21 protein-coding genes are annotated in these 20,328 nt (G+C 39.3%); 6 read left to right on the top strand and 15 right to left on the bottom strand.

Annotated elements, in window-relative coordinates:
* The 4 genes from V7L20_RS09120 to apcB all read right to left on the bottom strand — a co-directional run bounded on the left by V7L20_RS09120 (position 1) and on the right by apcB (position 3,376).
* Positions 1 to 1,236 carry a Z1 domain-containing protein gene (locus V7L20_RS09120; RefSeq protein ID WP_334743773.1) on the bottom strand — a complete coding sequence of 412 codons (1,236 nt, stop codon included), beginning with the start codon at positions 1,234 to 1,236 and terminating at the stop codon, positions 1 to 3.
* Between the two features lie 45 nt (positions 1,237 to 1,281).
* On the bottom strand, positions 1,282 to 2,175 hold the full coding sequence (locus tag V7L20_RS09115; RefSeq protein WP_334743760.1) for a hypothetical protein: 894 nt from the start codon (positions 2,173 to 2,175) through the stop codon (positions 1,282 to 1,284).
* An 8-nt stretch (positions 2,176 to 2,183) separates the two neighbouring features.
* On the bottom strand, positions 2,184 to 2,648 hold the full coding sequence (locus V7L20_RS09110; RefSeq protein WP_334743759.1) for a hypothetical protein: 465 nt from the start codon (positions 2,646 to 2,648) through the stop codon (positions 2,184 to 2,186).
* A 218-nt stretch (positions 2,649 to 2,866) separates the two neighbouring features.
* The gene (gene apcB / locus V7L20_RS09105; protein WP_334743758.1) at positions 2,867 to 3,376 is read right to left on the bottom strand and encodes an allophycocyanin subunit beta; all 510 of its coding nucleotides are present in this window, start codon (positions 3,374 to 3,376) and stop codon (positions 2,867 to 2,869) included.
* Positions 3,377 to 3,734: 358 nt separating this feature from the next.
* Between apcB and glnA the strand changes: the two genes are divergently transcribed.
* Positions 3,735 to 5,159 (top strand): type I glutamate--ammonia ligase, encoded by a 1,425-nt coding sequence (glnA, locus tag V7L20_RS09100; protein ID WP_334743757.1) that lies wholly within the window; start codon positions 3,735 to 3,737, stop codon positions 5,157 to 5,159.
* A gap of 119 nt (positions 5,160 to 5,278) precedes the next feature.
* Here glnA and V7L20_RS09095 read toward each other — a convergent pair whose 3' ends face one another.
* A complete protein-coding gene (locus V7L20_RS09095; RefSeq protein WP_100899525.1) occupies positions 5,279 to 5,479 on the bottom strand; it encodes a hypothetical protein in 201 nt (66 codons plus the stop codon).
* Positions 5,480 to 5,765: 286 nt separating this feature from the next.
* Here V7L20_RS09095 and V7L20_RS09090 point away from each other — a divergent pair, with 286 nt between their 5' ends.
* Positions 5,766 to 6,824: a class I SAM-dependent methyltransferase gene (locus V7L20_RS09090; protein ID WP_334743756.1), complete on the top strand. Its 1,059-nt coding sequence runs from the start codon at positions 5,766 to 5,768 to the stop codon at positions 6,822 to 6,824.
* Positions 6,825 to 7,659: 835 nt separating this feature from the next.
* On the opposite strand, the gene patX is transcribed toward V7L20_RS09090, so the two are convergent.
* The 4 genes from patX to V7L20_RS09070 all read right to left on the bottom strand — a co-directional run bounded on the left by patX (position 7,660) and on the right by V7L20_RS09070 (position 10,938).
* Positions 7,660 to 7,860: a heterocyst-inhibiting protein PatX gene (patX, locus tag V7L20_RS09085; RefSeq protein WP_334743755.1), complete on the bottom strand. Its 201-nt coding sequence runs from the start codon at positions 7,858 to 7,860 to the stop codon at positions 7,660 to 7,662.
* 107 nt (positions 7,861 to 7,967) lie between these two features.
* On the bottom strand, positions 7,968 to 9,827 hold the full coding sequence (locus V7L20_RS09080; RefSeq protein WP_334743754.1) for an FAD-dependent oxidoreductase: 1,860 nt from the start codon (positions 9,825 to 9,827) through the stop codon (positions 7,968 to 7,970).
* A gap of 189 nt (positions 9,828 to 10,016) precedes the next feature.
* A complete protein-coding gene (locus V7L20_RS09075; RefSeq protein WP_334743753.1) occupies positions 10,017 to 10,595 on the bottom strand; it encodes a hemerythrin HHE cation-binding protein in 579 nt (192 codons plus the stop codon).
* Between the two features lie 166 nt (positions 10,596 to 10,761).
* A complete protein-coding gene (locus V7L20_RS09070) occupies positions 10,762 to 10,938 on the bottom strand; it encodes a hypothetical protein (protein WP_334743752.1) in 177 nt (58 codons plus the stop codon).
* 726 nt (positions 10,939 to 11,664) lie between these two features.
* On the opposite strand from V7L20_RS09070, the gene V7L20_RS09065 reads away from it, so the two are divergent.
* Positions 11,665 to 12,567 (top strand): hypothetical protein, encoded by a 903-nt coding sequence (locus V7L20_RS09065; protein ID WP_334743751.1) that lies wholly within the window; start codon positions 11,665 to 11,667, stop codon positions 12,565 to 12,567.
* A gap of 67 nt (positions 12,568 to 12,634) precedes the next feature.
* On the opposite strand, the gene V7L20_RS09060 is transcribed toward V7L20_RS09065, so the two are convergent.
* Positions 12,635 to 14,305, bottom strand: a complete 1,671-nt coding sequence (locus V7L20_RS09060) for an ABC transporter ATP-binding protein (protein ID WP_334743750.1) — start codon at positions 14,303 to 14,305, stop codon at positions 12,635 to 12,637.
* 673 nt (positions 14,306 to 14,978) lie between these two features.
* Between V7L20_RS09060 and V7L20_RS09055 the strand changes: the two genes are divergently transcribed.
* Positions 14,979 to 15,302 carry a hypothetical protein gene (locus V7L20_RS09055; protein ID WP_334743749.1) on the top strand — a complete coding sequence of 108 codons (324 nt, stop codon included), beginning with the start codon at positions 14,979 to 14,981 and terminating at the stop codon, positions 15,300 to 15,302.
* Positions 15,303 to 15,414: 112 nt separating this feature from the next.
* Here V7L20_RS09055 and V7L20_RS09050 read toward each other — a convergent pair whose 3' ends face one another.
* A complete protein-coding gene (locus tag V7L20_RS09050; RefSeq protein ID WP_334743748.1) occupies positions 15,415 to 15,624 on the bottom strand; it encodes a hypothetical protein in 210 nt (69 codons plus the stop codon).
* A gap of 76 nt (positions 15,625 to 15,700) precedes the next feature.
* Positions 15,701 to 15,850, bottom strand: a complete 150-nt coding sequence (locus tag V7L20_RS09045; RefSeq protein ID WP_334743747.1) for a hypothetical protein — start codon at positions 15,848 to 15,850, stop codon at positions 15,701 to 15,703.
* A gap of 440 nt (positions 15,851 to 16,290) precedes the next feature.
* Here V7L20_RS09045 and V7L20_RS09040 point away from each other — a divergent pair, with 440 nt between their 5' ends.
* Positions 16,291 to 16,602 carry a hypothetical protein gene (locus tag V7L20_RS09040; RefSeq protein WP_334743772.1) on the top strand — a complete coding sequence of 104 codons (312 nt, stop codon included), beginning with the start codon at positions 16,291 to 16,293 and terminating at the stop codon, positions 16,600 to 16,602.
* A gap of 215 nt (positions 16,603 to 16,817) precedes the next feature.
* Positions 16,818 to 17,156, top strand: a complete 339-nt coding sequence (gene trxA / locus V7L20_RS09035; RefSeq protein ID WP_334743746.1) for a thioredoxin — start codon at positions 16,818 to 16,820, stop codon at positions 17,154 to 17,156.
* A gap of 197 nt (positions 17,157 to 17,353) precedes the next feature.
* Here the strand turns inward: trxA and V7L20_RS09030 are convergent, their stop codons facing one another.
* The 3 genes from V7L20_RS09030 to V7L20_RS09020 form a co-directional block, all read right to left on the bottom strand.
* Complete coding sequence (locus tag V7L20_RS09030) at positions 17,354 to 17,905, bottom strand: dihydrofolate reductase family protein (protein WP_334743745.1); 552 nt, start codon at positions 17,903 to 17,905, stop codon at positions 17,354 to 17,356.
* Positions 17,906 to 18,160: 255 nt separating this feature from the next.
* Positions 18,161 to 18,415 carry a TIGR03643 family protein gene (locus V7L20_RS09025; RefSeq protein WP_334743744.1) on the bottom strand — a complete coding sequence of 85 codons (255 nt, stop codon included), beginning with the start codon at positions 18,413 to 18,415 and terminating at the stop codon, positions 18,161 to 18,163.
* Positions 18,416 to 18,467: 52 nt separating this feature from the next.
* On the bottom strand, positions 18,468 to 20,255 hold the full coding sequence (locus tag V7L20_RS09020) for an ABC transporter ATP-binding protein (RefSeq protein ID WP_334743743.1): 1,788 nt from the start codon (positions 20,253 to 20,255) through the stop codon (positions 18,468 to 18,470).
* Positions 20,256 to 20,328: the final 73 nt, after the last annotated feature.

The following is a 20,328-nucleotide window of genomic DNA, read 5'->3' as shown; positions in this document are numbered from 1 at the left end:
TTATTCATCCTCATTATAATTAAACATTAAAACAAATTTTTGTTTAGGTAAAACTAACATAGGTAGATAGATAGGATGATCATCCCATCCTGTAGTTTTTTCTCCTTTTTGATAGCAAATAATTAAAGTTGGTACATCAGGATATTTCTTCTGAGCTTCTATTGACCAATTACCTGAACCGAAGCCAAACATCCATTTAAAAGGCTCTTTTCTTGGCATATCTAATCCTTGATTTTTATTTCTCTCACCTCTGCGAACATTTAAACGCCCCTTTGTCATCCCCTTTGATTTCATATCTGTTAAACCTTTTATGATACGTTTATCTTCCCATTTTTCAGAGGAAACATAATAACTTTTTGTGTGACTGATAATTTTAATGATCAGGTCTATATCTACTTCAGCATATAAACTATTATCTTGATAATTGATTAAAAGTGTCTCTATTTCTTTAAAGGTATGCTCAATTTCCTGTTTTTTATAAGCTGGATTTTGAGGATAAATTAATGAACCTGGGACTAATACATTAATGACTGAAGGATCTAAAACATTAGAACGAGTTGGTTTGAGATTTCCTCCTATCCAAACAGGCTGAATTTGAATATTATGAATATCATCTCCAATTGCTTGACGCATCGCTTCATCTGCTTCGTGAATAGAACGAAAAGAGTCTAGTATATGTTCTGCTATAAAGAGGCGAGTTACATCTTTTAATTGTGGACGATAACCATACATTCGAGCGTGTTGATGAACCGTATCCATTACTTTTTGTTTTGCATCACGCCCATAATAAGTTACCATTAAACCATCAATTGTCACACCTCTACCTAATCTATTTCCTCCGATTAATATATTCATCCCTGGATTGTAGTTAGGTTCTTTTTCGGGGTTATTTGCATTAATGATTTTAGGAATTGCGTGTCTTAGTTGAATTTTTAATTCATCTATCAGTTCAGTAATTGGAGGCAAATTATCAGCAGTTTTATTTAGCTCGTTATAAGCTTGTTCTAACCACTTTTGAGCTTGCTTATTTTCTGTATCTGAACTCTTATGTCGAATTGCTTGATCTAAATTAATTACAAATTGACTAATCACCTTTTCTAACACACTATGGATATCTTGCTTATAACAAACATGAGCAAGAAAAGAATATTTTTCATCTTCTTTTGCAGAAGATAACATCTTGTAGATTGAACCTAAGAAGAAGCAACAAAGTGCGAGTCTTAATCCCTCAGGAATAATCCATTTATTACCCGGATTTATTACACCTTTTTGTTTCTTTAATTAGTTAATTTCTCCAGCATCTACAATACAAAAGTAGTTACTTTTCTCAGCAAAAAATAACTCTCCTCCCATATAACTATCTCCTGGTTCTGGTAGTGCTGCACAAAATTGTGGCTTACAAGGCTGAGAGAGCTTTTGTAATAATAGACTTTGGGGAGTCGCTGTGATTTGAATATAAATATGATTAGCAACCTCTTGACGAATTTTACCTATAGTCTCAAAAATTTTACTATTATCAATCGCATCTTTTCCTTTTTTAGCTTGTTTAGATTCATTTGTGTTTAAACTAGCATTATCCGCTTCATCATCAAAAATTAAGGTAGGAACACCTTTGATGTTTGCTGCTTTTAAAACCTTTAATAAATTATCCAAGTGATGACCGTTTTTTGTAGAAACTAATACAACACCTGTATCTTTGATATAGGGTGCGATTTTAGTTTCTGCAAAACCATCGGGGTCTTTTTTCCATGCTTCCCAATCAAAGAAAACAGGGCCTCCTTGAACTTGATTATTGAAACGATTAGCCGTCTGTTTTCCTAACCATGTATTATCGGAGGTTAAAATAATAAAACAACGAAAATTATTTTCATGAGCCAACGCTAAAGTTGCAATAGTTGTGTTAGTTTTACCACTTTGAACTCGACCATAAATAAGTCCGGTTGTACTATTAGGAATAGGATCTTGTCCCTTATAAGGTTGGCTCACTAAACCTGTACTATTTTCCCCTACATCACCATGACCGAAATTTTCTGAATAAAATCTGACACAATTTTGTACAACTTCAATAGCCGTTTCTTTAAGTTTACTTGCTTCTTTTAATCCAATTTCTTTCTCTAATCTCTTAATTAATCTATCAATACAGTCGCCATTAGTTTTAATTGAAGTGGGTGTCATAGGTTATTTTATGTTGATAAAATTACGTCAGGCCAATTATTTTGAGGGATTGTCTGCTCTAAGGGAACTCTCCCCGTACCTTTAACATAATAACTCCCTCTTAGTTGTCTTTTGACAGAAACACGCTGGTTGGCTAAACCCTCACTAGGATCAATAATTGTCCATAATTGTTGTTCTGATAGACAACAAACGCCATCACGATGACAAATCAATGCTATAAAAAGTTTGACATCAGGATAAGTTTCCCTAAATCTTGTCAGTGCATTTTCTTCCTGTGAACTGAAGCTAAATGACCATGAAGAAGTGGGTTTTTTTGATATTTTAAATAGGATAGCTGATTCTTTATTTGAGCTTTTTATCGTATAAAGAGACGAATGAATATAAGATAAATAACTGATAGAGATATAAGATGTTCCTTTGAGGAGTCGAAGAAAAGCTGCACCATGCAGAAATTCTAGATCATTAATACTCATAGAACTATTGCCAAAAATTATTTATATCAATAATAAACATCATAAGAGCAGGTATAAAATTTTCCCAGTACTACTAATTAATTCATCAGATAAAAATTTTTTGCATTAATAAAAGTAAACGCACCTTGCCAATCAAGCCAAAGTGCGATAAATATTAAGTCCACTTATGCGAACTTTGTTTGTATAGTTCTGCAATTTCTAGTCACCAGGACTAGATGCTAAATATCCTCTTCGCTCAACTCGCGTGTGATGTGATCAAATGGTTCATCCACAAAAGCAGTATTACCCACACCTGCTGCTGCCACTTGTTCCTTAATCAGATCCTTGAGAATTTGGATACCGCGAACCGTAGGCCCAATAGGCACTCCTAAAGAATTATAAGTTTCCCGTAGCCCTTGTAGTACACGCTCATCCAACACATTCGTGTTTCCAGCAACCAGCGCATAGGTGGCATAGCGCAGATAGTAGTCCATATCCCGCAGACAAGCTGCATAACGACGAGTTGTATAAGCATTTCCACCAGGGCGAATCAATTCTGGCAGTTCTTCAAATAACTTTAAACCAGCTTGCTTGACAAGTGCAGCTGCATTAGAGTTTATCGCCGCCGCCGCTTGTACTCGTGCTGTACCACTGTTAAAGTAAGACTTCAGGCTATCGATCGCATTCCGGTCAAAATACCGACCAGCTAAGTCATAATTCTTAATTAAACTTGTTACTGCATCGCGCATTCCTTCTTCTCCCAATCATTACTATTTATGGTTTGATATTTATTTGGCTGCACTTATGCACCAGTAAATTTTTGTGCTATTAAAAATAGATTCGGCACAAAAACAATTTATCCACTATCTATGGATTCTATGCCAAAGTTGACCCTTATATGATGAACTTTCCAGTTTTGTGCAGATGATCGCCGAAAGGTTAATATAACCTGACAATCCAGATATCTGTAACATAAGCTACAAAATCCGCTAATGTCTAGTATTTAAGATATTTCAGGTGTGTCACGGTCTGATTGAGATCAGCAGGGTTACGATGCTTTGGAAGATTCTGGTATTACTTTAGGAAATTGGTAAAGAAGGAGTAACAATGACAACACCGCAAGAAGTCTTGAAGAGAATTCAAGATGAAAAAATTCAACTGATTGATCTCAAATTCATCGATACAGTAGGGACTTGGCAGCACCTCACAGTGTACCAAAACCAAATCGATGAAACTGCATTCACTGATGGCGTACCTTTTGACGGTTCCAGCATTCGGGGTTGGAAAGCAATCAACGAATCGGACATGACGATGGTACTCGACCCCAACACTGCTTGGATCGACCCATTCATGGAAGAGCCAACGCTAAGTATAATTTGTAGTATTAAAGAACCCCGCACGGGTGAATGGTACAATCGTTGCCCACGCGTTATTGCCCAAAAAGCAGTAGATTACCTGGTTTCCACTGGTCTTGGTGACACAGCTTTCTTTGGCCCTGAAGCTGAGTTCTTTATTTTTGACAATGCTAGGTTTGCCCAAACCGCCAACGAAGGCTACTACTTCTTAGACTCCCAAGAAGGTGCTTGGAATTCTGGTAAAGCCGGTACTGATGAAAAACCCAACTTGGGTTACAAACCACGTTTCAAAGAAGGTTACTTCCCAGTTTCACCAACGGATTCTTTTCAAGATATCCGTACAGAAATGCTGTTGATGATGGCGCAGTTAGGTGTACCCATTGAAAAGCATCACCACGAAGTAGCTACTGGTGGTCAGTGCGAACTAGGTTTTCGTTTTGGCAAGTTAATCGAAGCGGCTGACTGGTTGATGATTTACAAATATGTCATCAAGAACGTTGCCAAAAAACATGGTAAAACCGTCACCTTCATGCCAAAACCGATTTTTGGCGATAACGGTTCGGGAATGCACTGTCACCAGTCCATTTGGAAAGACGGTCAACCTCTGTTTGCAGGTGATAAATATGCTGGTTTGAGTGATATGGCGTTGTACTACATTGGTGGTCTTCTCAGACACGCACCAGCGCTATTAGCAATTACCAATCCTAGCACCAACTCATACAAGCGCCTAGTACCTGGTTATGAAGCACCAGTAAACTTGGCTTACTCCCAAGGTAATCGTTCTGCTTCTATCCGTATTCCTCTATCTGGCACTAACCCCAAAGCCAAGCGTTTAGAATTCCGTTGTCCAGATGCTACTTCTAACCCCTACTTGGCATTTGCTGCAATGCTTTGTGCTGGTCTAGATGGCATCAAGAACAAAATCCATCCTGGTGAACCGTTAGATAAGAATATCTATGAACTTTCTCCAGAAGAACTGGCAAAGGTTCCTTCAACTCCAGGTTCTTTAGAACTAGCGTTGCAAGCACTAGAAAAAGATCATGCCTTCTTAACCGAATCAGGCGTGTTCACGGAAGACTTTATCGAAAATTGGATTGACTACAAGCTAGGTAACGAAGTCAAGCAGTTACAGCTGCGCCCTCATCCCTACGAGTTTTATCTCTATTACGATGCTTAATTAAGTACCGTATCTATCTAAATATATAAGTTTTGCCACCCTAGAGTAGAGGGTGGCTTTTTTTCAGAGTTGTCAGTTGAGACATTCACTCAAAAAATCAACCTTAAAACTCTTGAAACTTAGCTCATGGAAGCATGACTTGGCCCATAAATCATCCGAGTGTTAGCATCTACCTTCCCTTGAATCGGGTTCCAGTAGTGGGATGCTTCTTCAGGAAGACCAAGTTCTTGTGCAGCCCGCATCAGCATTGATTGTTGGCGATTCTTGACTTGCTGATGTTCACGCACCATTAACGCACGAGATTTATCTGCGATAGACATAACCATAGTCCTCTTTATGTTGTTATATATTTTTTGTTTTTACATGAACTAATATAACAAAAAATCTGTAACATAAGCTACTTTTTATATAAATTTATGTTTGGCTTTGCTGACAATATTAGCTATTTTTTCCCAAAACTCGAAAAATCTTCCTTAATCTACCGTTGATGGCTAAAATCATCTGGCTTCAGATTAGTCTCATCTGGGAGCCTTGACCTTTCCAACAGTAAGAAATTTCTTCGTTACAATTATTTACATAGAAGTAACCAAAACTTGAGCTATTTTTATGCCTGAGAGTTTAACTAAGCTGACTTATCAGACCTTTCAGCAGAGCAAAAATTACTTTGGTCTGGCTCACAAAATATTAAGTTCACGGTTGAAGAACCTAGTGTATCCGACACTCGAACAAAAGACCAAACCAATCCCGAATGAGCTTTTACTCAAACTTCAACAGAGATTGAATCAGTTGCTGGAAACAGACTGGCAAGATGCCGAAAAAGGTGTATACCCGGAAAGTTTGCTGTTTGACAACCCTTGGGATGACTTTTTCCGCTACTATCCTTTGATATGGCTAGATTATCCTCAAACCTGGGAGCGGCTTCAACAAAAGAATTACCAAGATTTTTCGCGCGAAATTCATATAGATGGTTATCCCAGCTACTATGTGCAGAACTTCCATCACCAGAGCAATGGCTACTTGAGTGATTTGTCAGCCAATTTATATGACTTACAAGTAGAAATTCTTTTTGGTGGGGGGGCTGATCCAATGCGGCGGCGGATTCTTGCTCCTCTTAAGCAAGGGCTGAAAGCAATTGATTCGGTTGCACCACGGCAAGCTCGTATTTTGGATGTAGCTTGTGGAACTGGGCGGACTTTAAAGTTGATTCGGGCAGCCTTGCCTCAAGCATCTCTGTTTGGCACGGATTTATCACCAGCTTATTTACGTAAAGCAAATGAACTACTATCCCAAATTCCTGGAGAATTGCCGCAACTTTTACAAGCGAATGCCGAAGAGTTACCCTATCTAGATAACTATTTTCATGCTGTAACTTCTGTTTTTCTTTTCCATGAGTTACCAGCAACTGTACGTCAGACAGTTATTGAGCAATGCTTCCGGGTAACAAAACCAGGAGGAGTCTTTATTATCTGTGACTCAATTCAGTTAAGTGATTCACCTGAGTTGGAACATATAATGGATTCTTTTCCTGAAACATTCCATGAACCCTATTACAGGAATTACACCACGGATAACTTGCTAGAACGTTTACAGAGAGTAGGCTTTGAGAATATTGAGATGCAAGTTCATTTTATGAGTAAGTATTTCATTGCTCATAAGCCAACTTGAGATAAAACCTTCTCATTTCCTTATCTTTAAATAAACTTTACCTAAAAAGGGCAAATGCGAAATTTTGCATCTGCCCTTGGATGTAGAATAATTAGGAGGACTAAGAGGGGCTAGCAGATTCTTCTTAATGTTTATTTTGTCGGGAGCCATCTGCAAGAAGAAGGAACTAGGAGCAAGAATAGGTCAGCTCATTTGGGGAAGACAAAAGTCAAAAGTCAAAAATAGCAAGATTTGCTGCCAAGTGTAATAAACCTCTACTACTTGTGCAAATCTATACTATAGATAAGCTCAGATGCGGTGCAAGAGGTTTTGTGCTTCGGCAAAGGACGCCAAACAAATGCCAAAACGAAGAGCAATTATTTCTTGATGTAAATAGCCAGCTACTCAATCTATGAGAAAACCTATTTGGGAATAAAGTGAAGTTGCCTTAAGACTGTTTCCTCAACAAGCAAGGTGTCTGAATTAGATGTGTTTTGGATTAAGTCATAGCTTAAGTAACATCTATTTCTGGAACAGTTGAGGATTGAGACGCAAAGCTTTCCATCGAATATGAGCAGTTATGTACCTTTTGAGAAGTTAGTGATGCTGTTGATCAAGGCACTCAATTTAATTTGCGTTTTGATCGCCAGGATTGACGATAACTATATATACAAAGCTTGCAGTTGAAATTCTAAGCGATCGCTAAAGATTTTCGTGTGTCAACTGTATATATATGTGCTAAAAAATCTGTGTAACTAATGTTACTACAACACTATGTTTTCTGGTACTTTGTTTGTTTTGAAAAAAAGGCATTACCTTACGGTAGTTAAACCACAACATAGATATTTTCAGATTTTTACGTCACTTCTCTACGCCCACTACCGCGATGACGTGGCGCGTCATCTGAAGCTTGTTCGTCAGATGCCGCCGAGAGCAACTGTTTTGAAGCAGGCGTGGAATGCAGCCCAGTTGATAAGTGATTAACCATTGCTTGGCAGTTAATAGCTAAGGGGCCGAATACCAGACTTGAGACTAAAAGTGAAATGGCAACACGCATAGCAGATGTCTATTTTGGAACTCTCCACTTCACTGATACTTAGCTTTTTGATTGATATCCGGACAATTCATCAAAAAGTATTCTGTTTTACTGAAAATAAACTCTTCTTATCCTCCGTTTAAATGTTCGACTAATAACCAATTACCAGAGTGGTTTTGATAGCCCCACAATGTAATTAATTGTTCGTGAGGATAAGCGCGTAATTGCTCGTCGATATGCGATCGCAAAGTCACAAGCTGCCAATTTTGCCCTTGATATATGGCTGGTGCTGTAACAGTGAATCTGTTTTCCTGCTGATCCAAGCGGTAAAAAATGCCTTGGAAACAGTTACTTTCCCGAACTAATGCCTTACCAAAAGTAGAGTCAGAGTACTGATTCCACGATGGGCAAGGGCAATCACCACTAGCTGGATAGGCTTGTGGGTTATTTAAGTAATACAATTGCCAGTGCAGCCAATCCGAATGATTGGGTGGTAGATTAAATAAAGGAATAATTGCTGCTTTTGAGCGATTATCTTCTAATAAAGCCGTTTGCAGCGCCTTAACAGGTAAATCCCTCGGTTGGCAGTTTAACTCAACACACATCGCTGCCGCCATCCCAGCTGCTTGACCAATGCCCATAACCACAGGTTGTAATCTAGTGGCCCCATTGGCAATGTGGGAGACAGAAATATTCTTTTCGCAAACCAAAAAACCATCTGTTGTGGCTGGAATGAGGGAACTGTAAGGAATTGTAAAAGGAGTACCAGTCCAACGTCCTCCCCACCGGATAGATTTAGGTTGCAGTGGGAATTGAACACCAGGATAATGATGGTCATTGGCGTAGTTACCAATTGCGATCGCTTCATGTATAGATGCAACTTTACCTCCAGCGATCGGCAAAATATCCTGTTCTCGGACAGTAGTTAACCCCACTAAGCGGCGGCTTTCCCGGTAATAGGGATGCAGTGCAAAAGCTGTAGGAGTGTGAGGAAATACTTTTTCTGCTAAACCATAACGACGCCCAAGCTGATTTTGGATAAAATAGGCAAAATTTTGGCTGTGCCAGCGAGATTCTTGAATAAATTCACCTCTGGATACATCTGACTTTATCAACCGCTCTACTCCTTCGCCGTAGTCATTGCCACAGATTGGCCAATTCATCATAAACAGGCCACCAGGCAAACGTCCATAATTCAAAAATGTTTTTGCGCCATAGCCATCCCAAGCACCTGTAAACTGGGATGGATTATAATTAGGCGCAGGCGGAATTTCTGGTGCCACAATTACACCCGCACTTCGACTTACTTCGGCTACTTCGACTTCACTCAGTACAAGTTCGCTCGGCACAAGTCGCTCAGTGACCGTCTTAGACATTGCTTCACCAAAGTCTTGCATAATTACTACATAAGTGGGCGCTTGCACTGGATATCTTTCAGTTAAAGAGTTAAAAGCTACTGGGGCGCTGGGTTCTCCCCACTCAGATTGCAATTCCCAGCCCCAGCGATGAGGTATCTCAGCTAAAGCTAATAAATCTCCTAATTCTGTGCCGTCGAGAATAATTTTGGCTATGACAGCAAAATCAGCAAAGCGCACACCAGTAATAGAATCACCCTGTCGGAACACTTCTATTGGCACTTGTCCAGAAATCCAGTGCAGATTTGGCAATTCCTGCACCCAATCTGCAAAAATCTCTGCCCCAATCCGAGGATCGTAACTAAAAAAGCTTACCCAGCTGTTATCTAATCCTCCAGCCTGTCGTTGTCGCAATTCCTGCAAAAATGCACCCCATAATCCCGTTTGAAAGGCTTCTAATTCGTTGCCATCGGGTGCAGATACTCCAGCCGAAGTCAGCATTCCTCCCAACCAAGGAAATTCACTCACCAAAATCGTTTTGGCTCCCCGTCGCGCTGCTTGGATAGCAGCCGCACTGCCTCCGGTTCCCCCACCGACAACTAGGACATCAACTGTATATGTCTGATGAACCATCTTTTAACCTCTCTGAGTTTCCGACATATTTTCCTAAAAAAAGCGATCGCATTTCAGTTTTTATGTCAAACTGAGTGCGATCGCTCTTAGTTTCCTTAAATCACAAGGAATTATTCGAATTATTTATTAATTGATACTTACTCAACTAAAAGTTAAGAAAGTGTTGCATTGTATTAGCAGCCTACTTTTCTACTTTGTTAGACCATCAAATACACCTCTCAAAGCTGCAACGGCATCTTGAGTCCGCGCCCAAACACCTTGATCTGGGTCTTGACCTGTAAGTTCTCTTGTACCTAACACTTCTAGCACACCTTTCAACTGTTCTTGATGGGCACGATTTTCAAAGTTTACTTGATTAAGTGGTCCAATAGCTTCTTTGACATCATCACCAACCACCTGTGAAGCTTTATGGATAATTAAGCCAGTCATTACGGCTTGGTGCTTAATCCTTTCGTGAATAGAAACCTTTTGGTACAGCGTCAGCTCATCCCCATCTATTATACGCTTTACTTGCTCAATGTACTGCTGTATGGTGTCTCTAGGCTGTGCTGAACCACCACCAAATTTTGAAATAACTCCCTCGATCACTGTGAGGTTTTCTTGGTCATCTTTGAGAAAGTCGTTTAGGCGCTTGCTAATTTCTTGATCGTTGCTTACGGCAGGTAGTACTTTTTGTTCATTAGCAATTAACAACTCTTGTATAGCTTTCAAATCTGCTAGTTCTGTAGCAATGGCGCTACGCTTGGTATCATCTAAAGCTACAACCATTTGTTAGACTTTCCTGAAATAATTTAGGACACGATTAAGCTCTCACAATTATTTAACTTGCCGCATCTTTCTTGAGATGTATTCTCATCTAATCCTTCAAGTCGCAAACAGGCATACAGCGAATCTGACACATATATAAACTTTCAAAAGTCGAGTAGCTGTTCTGCTAGAAGCTGATACTGGGAAAAGTGAAAAAATGCCCTCCTTCTAAACAATACCAGAAGCGATCACCCTCCTTCAAATGCGATCGCCATCCTTGCAGTGCCTCTGCTTCTACAAAAATGTCGTTTAAGCTACTACAAACCATCAAAGGTACTGAAACTGCGTTTACCTTTATACTCACTCTTTCAAACTGAGAATGAGGAGAGAGCAAACAATCTAAGTCTTGCTCCAGAGGTAAATATATGCAGCTTTAACAAAGAAAGGGTATTATATAAATTTTTCACATCAGGAAAAATCAACTTTTTTATCTAAATATTTATATATCGCTTTTCTAATAAATAATTTAAATTTTTGTACTCAGCTAGCAGAAATATTGTAGCAAGGTTGTTACTTTTAATTTATGCATTAGAGAATACAATATCGATTCCTTTAATAACAAGATTTCAAAGAATTTTATTGTAGCTGAATATGCATATAACAATGACTTGTATTATTTAGCCCGGCTCATGATAACTTCTTTTAAGTCCATCTAACTAAATAAAATTTGTATATCCAACTAAAGATAGAGGTTGTGACTATATATTTAGATTTAAACTTAAAATAAATATACATAATATGAATAACTACTATTAAGTAAAATAAAAGTATTTATTATAGTACTCATATTTAATTTTAAAAAACTCAGTATATCTTTATTGCTCAGTCTCTAGCGATGCACTGAATTTCGACTGCGCAAAAATCGAGTTTCGGCTACGCGGTAATCGAGCAAAGTCGAGATTCAACTGCCGCCAAGTCGAGATTCAACTACCGCTTGTCGTTGTGTCCCCAGTCTCTACAAGTAATTCACCGAATCAAATCGGATTGCTATATGTTTCTTAATTGCTTTAAAAATAATAATGATTTAAGTATGAATAAGGATAGGAATGTCTCAAATGTTGAGATAGCACTTTTTATAGATCAAATCAAAAGTAATATCTGGCTATTTGGTATTCCATCTTGGCTTTTTGGCATAACCGATAGAAGCATAGCTGCATTTGCTGATGGTTATTTATCTCCTCTAGAAATATTTCAGCTATTTACAGCCTCTTTCTTTTTTCTGAGTTGGCTATATCTCAAGCCAGATGAAAGCTTTAATAGCAATGATTTAGGGCCTAGTCAATATCAAGAATATCTCGCTCGAACCCAAGCTAACAAGCTTCAATTAAAAAAGCTCCACATGATTAGCCAGGAGTATATTTTACCCTTTCCTTATATTTGCCAAATTTATCATTTATTGAATTTAAGGCATTTGGAAACAGTTCATAGCTTTAGCCTTAATAACCTGAAAATTTTTCAAATTAGCCACTTTCAGCCCACAAATACTGGTGGAATAATTAAATTCCAAACAATATTAGATTCACCAGCTAATGCTCTGAGAATTTGGCGACAACCGATTGTAGAGGTGGATTTAATATTACATACTCCCTACAGTGTTGAACTGAGTATCCCAGTCTACAATAACAAAAGGATATTTGTTATATTTCATGCTTTCCCGTTAAATGACTTAGAGCATCACTTTTTTATAGATATTTATAGTGATTTAGAGTGGCCAAAGCCATTATTACAAATAATATTGCATTTTGCTTCTTGTTTGACACTATTTGAAGATTTGCCGTATCTGAGAGCTTTAGCTGATAAAAATATAGGACGTTTATTCAATTTAAGCAGGACTTCAAATCACGAGACTGCGTTGCTGTTTAAAAGATATGTTGAGCTATATGGTTCGACTGGAGAACCAACTAAATTACTTGAAGGGAGGGAAGAGAGTTAGGAGTTAGAGACGCGATTAATCGCGTCTGTACAGGAGTTAGTAATTCATAACTCCTCGCTTTGTTTAGTTAAGCGCGTGCTAGTAAAGGGGCAGCAGCTAGTAAGGTTTTGGTATAAGGATGCTGAGGATTAGCAAAAATGGTTTTTGTCAGACCGAGTTCGACAATTTTACCGCTATTCATCACGGCAATACGATCGCACAAAAATCGAGCTAACCAAAGATCGTGAGTGATGAACAGATAAGTTAACTCAAATTCTTCTTTTAATTGCAACATCAAATCCAGCACTTGCGACTGTACGCTAGCGTCTAACATACTCACTGGTTCATCACAGATCAAAAGTTTAGGGTGAGTAATTAAAGCACGAGCGATCGCAACTCTTTGCTGTTGTCCCCCAGACAAATCTGATGGATAACGCTCATAATACACTTTTGGTGGTGTTAACCCAACTTTCTCTAGCATCCATAAAACCTGTTCTTTTGCCTGAACAGGATCGGCTAAATTGTGGATAAATAAAGGATCAGCGATACTTTGCCCCACTGTCATGGCTGGATTGAGACAAGCATGGGGATCTTGAAAAACCATTTGTATTTGTCGCCGTGAGGAGCGAATTTCTTGAGGCGACAGTTTAGTTAAATCCCGTCCTAAAAACTCAACTTTGCCACTAGTGGGACGAATTAGTTGCAAAATTGTTCGTGATAGTGTACTTTTACCACAACCTGATTCCCCAACTAAGCCGAGAATTTCTCCGGGATAAATATCTAGGTTGATACCATCTACTGCTTTAATTGTCTGGGCTTGTGCCTTAAACAGTCGTTCGATAAAGTTAGGTTCTATAGTATAGTGTTGCTTGAGTTCACTGACACTCAAAATTGGGGATTGTGTATTAATAATCGGTAATTGCTTTTCTGAGTCATTGACAATTATCAATTCTCCGTCATTATTTACTGCTTGAATATGTAAAGCTGCTTTTAAGAGCGATTGCGTGTATTCATGTTGAGGGTGTCTAAATACGGTTTCTGTAGAACCCATTTCCACCATCTTACCGTTGTACATAACGCCAATGCGATCGCAATACTCAGCTACCATTGCCAAATCGTGAGAAATCAGCAACAATCCCATGTTTTCTTCACCGCACAGACGAGTTAATTCTTTCAATATCTGCGCGGAAACGGTAACATCTAAACTGGTGGTGGGTTCATCGGCAACAATTAACTTGGGGTTGAGGAGTAAAGCTAAAGCGATCGCTACCCGTTGGCGCATTCCGCCGCTAAACTCGTGGGGATACTGATTCCACCGACTAGCTGGAATATTCACCTTTGCCAAGGTAGCAAGTGCTTTTTCTTTGACTAGTTGCGTTGATAATTCTGGTGAGTGCGCCTGGAGGGTTTCGATACAATGCTTACCAATCGTCATTAACGGATCGAGGCGTGTCATGGGATCTTGAAAAATTAAGGCGATCGTTTCTCCCCGAAATTTCCGCAACTGATTAGGCATCAAGTCAAACACCGACTGTCCTTGAAATGTCACCCGTCCCTTAATCCGACTAGAGGTTGGTAGTAAACGCATTACTGCCCGTCCTATAGTTGACTTACCACAACCCGACTCTCCTACCAATCCCATTCTTTCACCTGGCTGCAAGGTGAAAGATACATCATCAACCGCCCAGGTTGCTTGTTCTCCACTGCGCCCAGGATAGGCAACTTGCAGATTTTCGATACAGAATAAGGCATCACTCATAGTTTAGTTATCAGCCCTGAGCTACCAGTTTTATAATTTCAAATTTAAGATAGTCTATCAGATTAGTATTAAACCTCCGTTGTGCAAACTCTTTATTGTCTTAGAGGGTGTTTGAAAAGTGTCGTATAACACATTAAATTTTGATATTACCCCCGCAACCCCCCTTATAAAAGCTTGCTCTAAGAGACTATTCTCCCCATTTACAAGGGGGGTTAGGAGGGAATTAGACACTTTGGGTAACAAATATAGCTTTTCAAACATCCTCTTAGCGTAGGCGTAGCCCGCCAAAAACATCGTCTCTACAAGAGAAACCTTAAGCTGGATTAACCTAATGTATCTATCAGCAACCAACCCAAAGGGAGCTACCAGATCCGCCAATCTTCTATCATACTGATTTCTACTGCTTGTCTCAACTTTTATCCGTTCATTTAGGAGACAAACAAGTATTTTACTATTTATCTAATTAATGTTCATGATCTTGATGATAATCGTTTAGTCATAGCTCAGTTCCTATATTCTGATGACTGATGCCAATATTGCTCTTCGATAAAACTTTAGCTGATTAATTCACCCATTTGTGGGAAGTAATTAGTAAGCCAATAAGTATACTTTGTTTATAATCAGACCACCACAAGATGGTTGAAATAGCACTTACGCAACAGATGTATCAATTATGTTAAACCTGATATTTACCGGATGTATAAAAATAAAACCCTTGGTGCTATCAACAGCTTTTTTACTGGCTATACAAACTTCTGCCAATGCTGAACAACCCCTTCCTAGTTTGACTCCAGCACAAGCTCAACATTTATCCCGTGACTTAGTTCCATATAACTCTCAAGAATTTTTTAGGCAAGGAAAAAATTTGATGGAAAGAGAAATTCAAATTTTAAGGCAAAGGCAACTGCGCTCAATTAAACCTGTTCTTAAGATTGATTCACTACCGCAGATAAAAATACCTCATACTCAGCAAAACCCTAATATCTTAATTAGGTAAAAATCATGCGTTGATGAAACCTTAGAAGCCCCAGTCATCACAATCACTATGCTCTGCTTGCCTTAACAGAGTTTTTGGGTTTCAATAAACTTTGTAACACAAATTTATAATCTTAATCGTCTAGTAAACTCATTAGCGCTTGAACTTCAACGTCTTGCGACTCTGATAATTGACCTTGTAACTTTAATAATTCATCTTGTAATGCGTCTGCTACATGGAGCAGATTAGATTCTTGTGCAATTTTTAGTTGATTTTCTTTAATCTTGATTTGTTTAAGCAAGTTATTTTCAAGACGAGTTGAGTTGTAATGTTGAGCAATCATGGCTTTACATTTTTTATCAATCTACTGAATACAGTTAAATTTACCACCTATGTATTATTCCACAGTTCACCATTTTTTAAATATCTGGTGATTTAACAGTTATCAGTTGGGAGTCAGAGTCCCCCACGAATAGAAGTGGTGTGTTTAAGTCGAGGTTAAATTCCCGACTCAAACCGTGATAACTGATAACTGTTGACTGTTGAGTGTTGACTGTTTTAATCTTCATTACTTGTAGTACAGCACAGCGTAAATAAACATAGCATTTCAAATGGCGCAAAAGCTTGAAATACAATTATTATGCGTGACTTTTGGCTTTTGCCTTGCGGTAGTAGTGTTTACGGGTATAGCAGGCTTAATTATACCATGCCCGTATTTGTAGAGCCTTTTACAAAAATGGAAATCATGATATAAGATTGGTTGACTTGAGAGAAATTTTAGATAATACATAGGACTTACGTATGAGTACCGGAAAAACCTAGACGCATACTCCTAGATCGAAGCAAGCTACGCAAAGTGTCTTGTAGAGAATTGGTTTGCCGCAGGCTACCACAGAGGATACGGCTAAATAACAGTTTTAGAGAGTTTTTACATAACTCTTTACAGATGAACTTGTCTGTTACTTCACCGAGTCTTACTAGATATTTTAAACAATTTTTTGTAAATGCTATGAACTTAAAGCTTATAAAAAGAGATATTTTTACATTTATAAAAATTATATCTACAGTGCTTATAACAAGCGCGATTGGATTGGAATCATGGAATATTTATGCATTAATAACTAATACTAATCTACCAAGCAGCCTTAATCCAATTTTTTGGATTGAGCGTTTTGCCATGACTAGCCATTTTATCGAAAGCATTGTAGCAGCTTTTTATGCACCTTTAAGAAAAAAGATGCCAATAAAATATGCTACTTATACTTTTTTTGTAGGCACAATTGGCTTGTTAGAGCTGTTTGATCCAGAGAATGACTCTTGACGCGTCTACGCCTTTTGGATTATGTCGGTTCGTAAGGTGTATTAACGCACCCTACGTCAGAAACTTGTATGTTATTAAATCTATATTATTCAGCAAAAGTTCAGTTGCAGGGGTTTCCCAATGTAAATTACTGGTGAATCTGACAGGCAGAAGGGAGTATAGTTTGTATAGTTAGCTTTTTGCGGAAATTTTAGTTTGACAGTAAAGGATTAAAAATGTCTACAGATACTAACATAGTTGCTTACGTTCAAGAAAGTGAATTTGATACTGTTTTAACTGAAAGTGAAGAGAAAGTTGTTGTTGTGGATTTTACTGCTACATGGTGTGGCCCGTGTCGCTTGGTCAGTCCGTTAATGGATCAACTTGCCGAGGAATACAAAGGTCGCGCCAAAGTTGTTAAGGTAGACGTTGACAGCAACAAGCCAATTTTCAAAAAATTCGGTCTTCGCAGTATCCCAGCAGTTTTAATGTTTAAAGATGGTGCTTTAGCAGAAACTATCGTAGGAGTTTCACCATACGAGGACTTCAGCAACGCTGTTGAGAAACTTCTTTAGCTAATTCGTAATGACGCTTGTTCCTCTCTACGAGACGCTACGCGAACGCTAATGTAATTCGTAATTCGTAATTCAAAAGTGTTTGATATTAAGTCCAGCTAATCACTTATTATGAAAGTTTCCTTGCGTCAATCATAATCATAAGTGTTAAACTGAACATGATATGATTCCATTGCCTAATGATGGCAGTCACGTAATTATGAATTATGAATTTTTTCAACCTTCTGTTTTCGCCTATAATGTACCTGAAGTAAGCCGGTAGAATATTGTTTTGAGCTAATCAGTTCCAATTCTTCTTCAGGGCTAGGGGGTGGGAAAAGCTGTATACCGCCACCTAAGAGAATTGGAATAATTGAAACAATATATTCGTCAATCAAGCTGTGCTGAAGAAACGAATTGATTAATGATCCACCACCAACTAACCAGATGTTTTCATAACCTTGAGCCTGTATATTTGCTAAGGCGAGTTTCACTGTATCAGAAACAAATATAACGTCCTCACGGTCAGATTGGAGAGGGCGCTGGGTGAAAACGAAGGATTTTTTTTCTGGATAAGGCCATTCATCAAAACCAAGCCCTACTTCATAGGTTTTGCTACCTAACACAATAGCATCAATAGATTCGTAGAAAGCAGTGTAACCGTAGTCTTCACCTTCTGTATCAAGGATTGATAGCCAATCAATTCCGCCAAGACTGCGAGCGATGTAGCCATCCAAACTAGCTGCAATGTAGAGTGTAACTTTTGCCATTGTGCTTCTGAATTTGATAGTTTTCACTCAATTAATGCTTCGCGATGCCTGCGGCAGGGAGAAGCACGATGCGGGCTTATTTGTTCTACAGCACTTTAGTCTTTGATGGTTGTGAACGATATTTTAATTGAACATATCACAAAAAAGCGATGTCTACGACGGTCACTGAGCGCAGTCGTACCCCTACGGGGAAGCAAGCTACGCGCAGCGTCTCGTAGAGAAGTGCGGGCTATTCGGCGTCGCTCTCCTACTTACTTACGTTTTTTGATTGTGCGATTTAAACCGACCTACAAGAAATTCTCGCTTAGATAAATGTTTTGTACCGCGTTTGGTGACTCGCTCTCGCCACATCTGGAAACTAGATTCTTTCATTTCGCGCCTCATTAGGGCGATTACCTGTTTCTCCAGCAGCCCAAACTGAGCCTCAATAGCATCAAAAGATGTTCTATCTTCCCATGCCATCTCAATGATGCGATCAATGGTTTGTGAATCGAGGTCAGGTAGCTTCATTTTTTTGCTGGCAATTGATAAATTAGAGCTATATATATTTTACTTTTCCTTTTCAAGAATCGTTGTCTGCTGCACCCAGTTGCAGAGCATAAAGGTTGGCATAGACACCTTGCTGATTGATGAGTTCGGCGTGAGTACCCTGCTCTACAATTTGTCCTTGCTGAATTACTAATACTTGATCTGCCTGGGTAACTGTACTGAGGCGGTGAGCAATTACGAAGCTGGTACGATTTTGCAGCAAGCGAGCAATCGCAGTTTGTACTAACGCTTCTGTACGCGTGTCAATGCTGCTGGTCGCTTCATCAAGAATCAGTATTCGGGGATTAATCAACACTGCACGAGCAATACTAATTAGTTGTCGCTGTCCTTGGCTCAATGGTGCGCCCCGTTCACCCAATTGAGTTGTATAACCTTGTGGTAGTGAGGTAATGAACTCATGCACGTTTGCTAGCTGTGCAGCCGCTTCGATATCAGCTTGAGTGGCGTAAGGAGCGCCAAAAGCTATATTTTCGGCTACAGTGCCGCTAAACAAAATATTGTCTTGCAGAACGATGCCAATTTGTCGCCGCAGACTTGCTTGAGTAACACTACGCACATCAATATCATCAATTCTCACTGCACCGCCAGATACATCGTAGAAGCGCAAAATCAAGTTAATAATTGTACTTTTTCCCGAACCAGTCGGCCCTACCAATGCAATCATCTGTCCTGGATAGGCGTGTAAATTCACCCCTTTGAGAACCAGTTGATCTGGGTTGTAGCCAAACTTGACATTCTCGAATGTCACTTCACCCTGAATAGGCGGCATTTCTGTGGCATCGGGTGCATCTTTGAGTTGTGAGGGTTCATCTAGCAATAGAAAGATTCGCTCTAATCCGGCGAAGGCAGATTGAGCTTGGGTGTAAAACTGGCTGAGAATTTGGATCGGGCGGAAGAACTGCTGGACGTAAAGTAAAAAAGATGTTATTACACCTACTGTTGCACCTCCCGTGACCGCGAGATAACCACCATAAGCCAGCACGCCTGCGGTTGCCAGTGTGTTCAAAAAATCAATGGAGGGTAAAAAAGCCGAAGTAATTGCTACAGCCTCGACGTTAGCATCTCTATTGGCAGCGTTAAGAACGTCGAACTCTGCAATATTCATCTGTACACGATTAAATGCTTGTGCTTCTCTGACACTGCTAATATCTTCTTCTAACTTGGCGGAAAGCTGCCCAATAGTTTGTCGGGTAACGCGAAATCTGGCTCTTGCCCAACGGGCAAACAAGCTTGTGGTAAAAATCATCAGTGGCACAACCAGATTACTCAACAAACCAAGTTTTAAGTTGATTGAGAGCATCGCAATGATAATACCTACCAAACTGAAAGTGTTGCCCAGCATTTGGGCGATCGTCAGTCCAAATGCCTGATTCACGGTATTAACATCATTCAGTAGGCGGCTCATTAAATCGCCTGCTTCGCTGCGATCAAAAAAGCTAAGTGGCAGACTTTGGATTTTAGTAAAAATATCTTGCCTTAGTTGAGCCAGCAATCGCTGCATAATCCAGCCGACTCGAATAATTTGACCCCGGATTGCTAATACGCTAAGTGCGTAGTTTAGAGCTAGTAGTCCTAATAAAACTAGTAGTCCTTGCAAATTACCTTGTTTAATAAGGTGATCAATCGACCAACCGAGGAAAAACGGCCCAATTGCCTGGGTTACAGCACCAATAAATACTAATGTTAGGGCAATGGGAATTTCTTTGCGATAAAGTAGCAGGTATTGCAAAAAGCGCCGCAGGGTAGAGAGTTGCTGACTCGCTTCATCCTCAGATGCAACAACGGAAACTGTGCCTCTCATAGCATTTTTGAATTTGAGATTTTGGACTTCGGCTACGCTCAGTCGAACGATTTTGGATTTTGGATTAAAAGTC

Source organism: Nostoc sp. (assembly GCF_036916735.1).
Classification (GTDB): domain Bacteria; phylum Cyanobacteriota; class Cyanobacteriia; order Cyanobacteriales; family Nostocaceae; genus Nostoc.
The sequence above is the reverse complement of the archived record's forward strand: the minus strand, read 5'-3'. Positions and strand labels throughout refer to the sequence as shown.

Coding starts and splice junctions, on each gene's coding strand:
- V7L20_RS09115 (WP_334743760.1), bottom strand. CDS start 2,175: ATGACACCCACTTCAATTAAAACTAATGGCGACTGTATTGATAGATTA.
- V7L20_RS09110 (WP_334743759.1), bottom strand. CDS start 2,648: ATGAGTATTAATGATCTAGAATTTCTGCATGGTGCAGCTTTTCTTCGA.
- apcB (WP_334743758.1), bottom strand. CDS start 3,376: ATGCGCGATGCAGTAACAAGTTTAATTAAGAATTATGACTTAGCTGGT.
- glnA (WP_334743757.1), top strand. CDS start 3,735: ATGACAACACCGCAAGAAGTCTTGAAGAGAATTCAAGATGAAAAAATT.
- V7L20_RS09095 (WP_100899525.1), bottom strand. CDS start 5,479: ATGTCTATCGCAGATAAATCTCGTGCGTTAATGGTGCGTGAACATCAG.
- V7L20_RS09090 (WP_334743756.1), top strand. CDS start 5,766: ATGCCTGAGAGTTTAACTAAGCTGACTTATCAGACCTTTCAGCAGAGC.
- patX (WP_334743755.1), bottom strand. CDS start 7,860: ATGCGTGTTGCCATTTCACTTTTAGTCTCAAGTCTGGTATTCGGCCCC.
- V7L20_RS09080 (WP_334743754.1), bottom strand. CDS start 9,827: ATGGTTCATCAGACATATACAGTTGATGTCCTAGTTGTCGGTGGGGGA.
- V7L20_RS09075 (WP_334743753.1), bottom strand. CDS start 10,595: ATGGTTGTAGCTTTAGATGATACCAAGCGTAGCGCCATTGCTACAGAA.
- V7L20_RS09065 (WP_334743751.1), top strand. CDS start 11,665: ATGAATAAGGATAGGAATGTCTCAAATGTTGAGATAGCACTTTTTATA.
- V7L20_RS09060 (WP_334743750.1), bottom strand. CDS start 14,305: ATGAGTGATGCCTTATTCTGTATCGAAAATCTGCAAGTTGCCTATCCT.
- V7L20_RS09055 (WP_334743749.1), top strand. CDS start 14,979: ATGTTAAACCTGATATTTACCGGATGTATAAAAATAAAACCCTTGGTG.
- V7L20_RS09050 (WP_334743748.1), bottom strand. CDS start 15,624: ATGATTGCTCAACATTACAACTCAACTCGTCTTGAAAATAACTTGCTT.
- V7L20_RS09045 (WP_334743747.1), bottom strand. CDS start 15,850: ATGAAGATTAAAACAGTCAACACTCAACAGTCAACAGTTATCAGTTAT.
- V7L20_RS09040 (WP_334743772.1), top strand. CDS start 16,291: ATGAACTTAAAGCTTATAAAAAGAGATATTTTTACATTTATAAAAATT.
- trxA (WP_334743746.1), top strand. CDS start 16,818: ATGTCTACAGATACTAACATAGTTGCTTACGTTCAAGAAAGTGAATTT.
- V7L20_RS09030 (WP_334743745.1), bottom strand. CDS start 17,905: ATGGCAAAAGTTACACTCTACATTGCAGCTAGTTTGGATGGCTACATC.
- V7L20_RS09025 (WP_334743744.1), bottom strand. CDS start 18,415: ATGAAGCTACCTGACCTCGATTCACAAACCATTGATCGCATCATTGAG.
- V7L20_RS09020 (WP_334743743.1), bottom strand. CDS start 20,255: ATGAGAGGCACAGTTTCCGTTGTTGCATCTGAGGATGAAGCGAGTCAG.